Source organism: Nocardiopsis codii, from assembly GCF_036327455.1.
GTDB classification, from domain to species: Bacteria; Actinomycetota; Actinomycetes; order Streptosporangiales; family Streptosporangiaceae; genus Nocardiopsis; species Nocardiopsis codii.
Genome location: NZ_JAUZMY010000070.1, coordinates 1 through 4,695 on the forward strand (window position 1 = coordinate 1; position 4,695 = coordinate 4,695).

The 4,695-nt window shown below is 66.4% G+C and carries 5 protein-coding genes; 3 read left to right on the forward strand and 2 right to left on the reverse strand.

Going from position 1 to position 4,695, the window contains the following annotated elements:
* Together Q8791_RS31615 and Q8791_RS31620 are read right to left on the reverse strand one after the other, a co-directional pair.
* On the reverse strand, nt 1-189 hold a 189-nt coding region (locus Q8791_RS31615; protein WP_330095529.1), incomplete at its 3' end, for an AMP-binding protein.
* A gap of 202 nt (nt 190-391) precedes the next feature.
* Nucleotides 392-1,663: an MFS transporter gene (locus Q8791_RS31620; RefSeq protein WP_330095530.1), complete on the reverse strand. Its 1,272-nt coding sequence runs from the start codon at nt 1,661-1,663 to the stop codon at nt 392-394.
* A 255-nt stretch (nt 1,664-1,918) separates the two neighbouring features.
* On the opposite strand from Q8791_RS31620, the gene Q8791_RS31625 reads away from it, so the two are divergent.
* The 3 genes from Q8791_RS31625 to Q8791_RS31635 form a co-directional block, all read left to right on the forward strand.
* Entirely contained in the window at nt 1,919-2,143 is a 225-nt protein-coding gene (locus tag Q8791_RS31625) for an MbtH family protein (protein ID WP_330095531.1), read from the forward strand.
* A gap of 178 nt (nt 2,144-2,321) precedes the next feature.
* Nucleotides 2,322-3,566 carry an aminotransferase-like domain-containing protein gene (locus tag Q8791_RS31630; RefSeq protein ID WP_330095532.1) on the forward strand — a complete coding sequence of 415 codons (1,245 nt, stop codon included), beginning with the start codon at nt 2,322-2,324 and terminating at the stop codon, nt 3,564-3,566.
* A gap of 63 nt (nt 3,567-3,629) precedes the next feature.
* A partial coding sequence (locus tag Q8791_RS31635) for a condensation domain-containing protein (RefSeq protein WP_330095533.1) occupies nt 3,630-4,695 on the forward strand: 1,066 nt, incomplete at its 3' end.

Sequence of the window (4,695 nt, forward strand, 5' to 3'; positions counted from 1 at the left end):
CACCACCAACTCCACCGACCGGTCCACACACACCACCACCCCGACCTCGGGGCCCACCCCCTGCCCGATCAACCACCGAGCCCACCGGTTGGACACCTCGTCCAACTCCACATACGACAACCCGCCCCGCCCGTCATCAACCGCCCGCTCGGACCCGGCACGCTCCACCTGCACAGCGAACGCGTCCACGAACGACACCGACTCCGCAACCGGCACATCATCGAACCCACCCAGAACCCGCCCCCACTCACCCGAATTCAGAGGACCGAGGGCGTCCTGTGTCCCGTGCACGGGTCGGGCCGGCGTGCCCTGTCGCGCCGGGAGGAGGGAGGAGGTTTCCCGAAGGGGGAGGTCATTCATGGCTACCAACCTTGCGACGACGCGATCGGACTCACCGCTGTTCGACGGTGTCCGCGGAACCACTCTCGGGCCAGCGCAGGCCCCGGAATCCCCTCATCGTGAGGGCGAACAACGTGCACCCGCCCACCAGCGCGGCCAGCCCTGCCGCCGCCCAGGGCGAGGGCAGGTACTCCAGGAGCAGACCGCCGCCGGTCATCCCGAGGGCCGAGCCGACGCCGTACATGGTCATGGCAGCGGTGATCACTCGGCCCCGGAGCTCGTCGGGTACCTGACGGAAGATGAGCAGGTCCACCAGGATGCGCATGGCAGGGACGCCGAGCAGCAGCAGGAAGAGCACACCTGCCACCCACCACGGCCCCAGGGGCAGGCCGAGCAGTCCGACCAGGACCGCCGTCGTGATCCCCATGGCCCCCATGACCCGACCGGGTTCGAGCCGGTGGATCGGCTTGACCAGGAAGGTCCCGGCCAGTCCGCCCACAGCCATACCGGCCATGGCGAGCCCGATGACGCCGGACGAGACTCCCTGCTCCTCCAGCACCACGACCGAGATCAGACCGAAGGGGGCACTGGCCACGTTCATCAGCACGGTGAACAGCAGGACGCCGCGCAGTTCGGGCTTGGCCATGGTGGCGCGCATCCCCGAGAGCATGCGTTGCCAGGAGCTCTCCCCCTGGTCCGCGGGCCGGGGTTGCGGCGGGGTCGGACGGACGAACAGCACGCACAGGAAGGAGAGCGTGAAGGTCACGGCGTTGAAGACGAAGGGCAGGACCATCGCCGTTCCGTAGAGGAAGCCGCCCAGGGGCGGCCCGCCCATGGACGCGGCATGGCTGCGGACCTCCTCCTGGGTCAGCGCGGTGGTCAGCTGTTCTCCCGGAACGACCGCCCGCACCATGAGCATGCGGGCCGAGCCGCCGAGTGGCTGGACCGCACCGAGCAGCAGGGCTGCGACGACGAGGTGCACGAGGGTGAGTTCGGCGAGGACCAGCGCGGCCACCACGCTGCCGGTGACGACCACGCGCAGGGTTTCGGCGAAGAGCAGGAGTCTGCGCCGGTCATAACGGTCGCAGAGTTCTCCCGCAGGCAGTGAGGCGACCATCCCGGCCGCCATGTGCACACCGCCGAAGACGCCGGCGATCGCGGGAGACCCGGTGACGGCCAGAACCGCGAGCGGATAGACCAAGAGGGATATCTCAAGACCGAGCATTGAGAAAGCGGAACCGGTCCACAGAAGCTGGAACCTACGGTTTCGCCAAAGCGGAACCGGCTCTGCCGGAGCCACTCCCACCTGTTGTTCGTCACTCATTGGTCACCTCTGTCGACATTCAGTAACGCCGGGGCCGCCCTCCGCGATGCAACACCCTCCCGTAGTCATTGACAAGACTTCGGTCGAAGCTGTCAGGTTTCTGCCACATCCCCCTTCCCAACTGTGCCTTGACAGCGGGGCTGAGGCCGATCTAGGTTTACCCGAGCCTGCACAAAAGCATTGCATGTAGTCGATCCATGCTTTTAGTCCCGAATCCATAAGCACCAAAGGCCACCCCGCCCCCAGGAGGTCTCCGTGAGTAATCCTTTCGACGATGAGAAATTGCTCTTCAAGGTGCTCGTCAACGACGAGGGACAACACTCTCTCTGGCCGGCCTTCGCCGACGTGCCCGCAGGATGGGAAGTCCGTGTCGAGGACTCGGCGCGGGCGGACTGCCTTTCGTTCATCGAGGAGAACTGGACGGACATGCGCCCGAGGAGCCTCGTCGAATCCATGGAATCGGATACTCCGACCCGCTGAGGCACTGCAGCGCGAAAGCGCCCTAGTAGGCCACTGCGCCCGTCGCGCGAATCGTGAGGACTTTCCGGTTCGCCGACCGGCGGGTACATGAGAGTATCGATCGAAAGGTGGACAGGAGTCCATGGATCTGACCCTGTCGAGTCTGCACCGATCAGTGGATTCCCCCACCAGTGAATCCATGAACCTCCTCAACGAGATCGGCGAGGATTTCCCCGAGGCCATATCCTTCGCCGCGGGAAAGCCCTTCGAGGGATTTCTCAGCCTGGACTCCGTGCACGAGTACCTGGACGCCTTCCGCGCGCGGCTGACCGGCCGACTCGGCATGAGCGAGGAGCAGGTCGCGCGCAGGGTCCTCCAGTACGGCAGTGCCCGGGGAATCATCAACGACCTGGTGGCGCGCCACCTGGAGGTCGACGAGAGGATCCGGGTGTCCCCGGAGGAGATCGTCGTGACCTCGGGCTGTCAGGAAGCGCTCTACCTGGTGCTCCGTGCCCTGCGGGGGCGATCCGGAGACGCGGTGCTGACCGTACGCCCCACCTATTCCGGCCTGGACGCCGCGGCCCAGCTGGTGGACATGCCCGTCCTGTCCGTCGACGAACCCGCGGACGGAATCGACGGGGCGCACCTGACGAGGGCGGTCGACGAGGCCAGAGGGCAGGGATACCGGCCTCGCGCCCTCTACGTGATGCCGGACTTCGCCAATCCCACGGGAAGAAGTCTCACGCTCGAGGCACGGGAAAGCCTTCTTGCCGCTGCTGCCGAATGCGGGATCCTCCTCCTGGAGGACAACCCCTACGGGAACTTCGGCCCGGAGGGGGAACACCTTCCCACCCTGAAGTCCCTGGATCAGTCACGGTGCGTCGTCTATCTGGGATCATTCGCCAAATCCGGCCTGCCTGGAGCACGTGTCGGATATGTCGTCGCAGACCAGAACGTCACGGAAGGCGACCGTTCCGGCTCCCTCCTCGCCGATCAGATCACACGGCTCAAGGGGATGCTCAGCATCAACACCTCCCCCATCGCGCAGGCCGTGATCGGGGGAAAGATCCTCCTGAACGACTTCAGCCTGCGACGCGCGAACGAGCGTGAGCGTGCGGTCTACCAGGAGAACCTCGAATGCCTTCTGGTGAGTTTCGAGGAGAACTTCCCGGAAGTACACGGCGAAAGACTCCACGGGGTTTCCTTCAACACCCCCCGCGGAGGATTCTTCATCTCCGTCACCCTGCCCTTCGCCTCCACCGACGACATCCTCCGTCTGTGCGGAGAAAAGTACGGGGTGCTCTGGACACCGATGCACCACTTCCACGGAGACGGAATTCCCAGGAACGAGATCCGTTTCGCGTTCAGCCATCTGAGCCGGGAACAGATCAGGCTGGGAGTACAACGGTTCTCCGCGTTCGTCGCGGACCACGCCGACAGGTGAACCACCACCACGGCGCCACAAACCAAAATCCCCCGTAGCAGAGATGGGCCGTTCGTGTATCCGTTGTCGTTTGCGCAGCGTCGGTTGTGGTTCCTGTCCCGCCTGGAAGGACCCTCGGCGACCTACAACGTCCCGGTCGTCACACGCCTGAACGGCCCCCTGGACACCACAGCCCTCAGGGAAGCCCTCAACGACGTGGTCGGCCGCCATGAGGCGCTGCGGACCGTGTTCACCGAGCACGACGGGGAGCCGTCCCAGACGGTCCTGGATCCGACCGCGGACCTGGTCGGACTCGGGGTCACCGACTGCGCCACCGACGAGGTGGAGGCGCTGGTCGGCGAGCACGCCGGGCACCTGTTCGACCTGGGAACCGACGTCCCCCTGCACGCGCACCTGCTGCGCACCGCCCCCGACCAGCACGTCCTGGTCCTGGTGGTGCACCACATCGCGGGGGACGGGCAGTCCATGGGGCCGCTCTCCCGCGACCTGGGCCAGGCCTACCAGGCCCGCCTACAGGGACAGGCTCCGGGCTGGGATCCGCTGCCGGTGCAGTACGTGGACTACACCCTGTGGCAACGAGAACTCCTCGACCAACCGCAAGGGCAGGGCGAGGACGCAGGCACCCTGGCCGAACAGGAACTGCACTACTGGCGTACCCGCCTGCAGGACCTCCCGGAGGAGTTGGTGCTGCCCACCGACCGGCCGCGCCCCCAGGTGTCGTCCTATCGGGGTGGGCGGGTCTCGCTCACGGTGGGCGCCCAGGTCTTCGAGCGGCTGAGGGATGTGGCCCGGTCCGTGGGGGCGACCCCGTTCATGGCGGTGCAGGCCGCGGTCGCGGTCCTGCTCTCCCGCCTCGGGGCAGGCGACGACATCCCGCTCGGCACCGTGGTCGCCGGCCGCGACGACCAAGCCCTGGACGACCTGGTCGGGTTCTTCGTCAACACCCTGGTCCTGCGCACCGACCTGTCCGGGAACCCCACCTTCACCGAACTGCTCGCCCGTGTCCGCCAGCAGGACCTGGAGGACTTCGACCACACCCACGTCCCCTTCGAGCAGGTCGTCGAAGCCCTCAGCCCCACACGCTCCCTCGCACGACACCCCCTCTTCCAAACCTCCATCGGATGGGAAC

What these genes read in the sequence shown, in the direction of transcription:
- Q8791_RS31620 (WP_330095530.1), bottom strand. Translation starts at nt 1,663, where the DNA reads ATGAGTGACGAACAACAGGTGGGAGTGGCTCCGGCAGAGCCGGTTCCG.
- Q8791_RS31630 (WP_330095532.1), top strand. Translation starts at nt 2,322, where the DNA reads ATGAACCTCCTCAACGAGATCGGCGAGGATTTCCCCGAGGCCATATCC.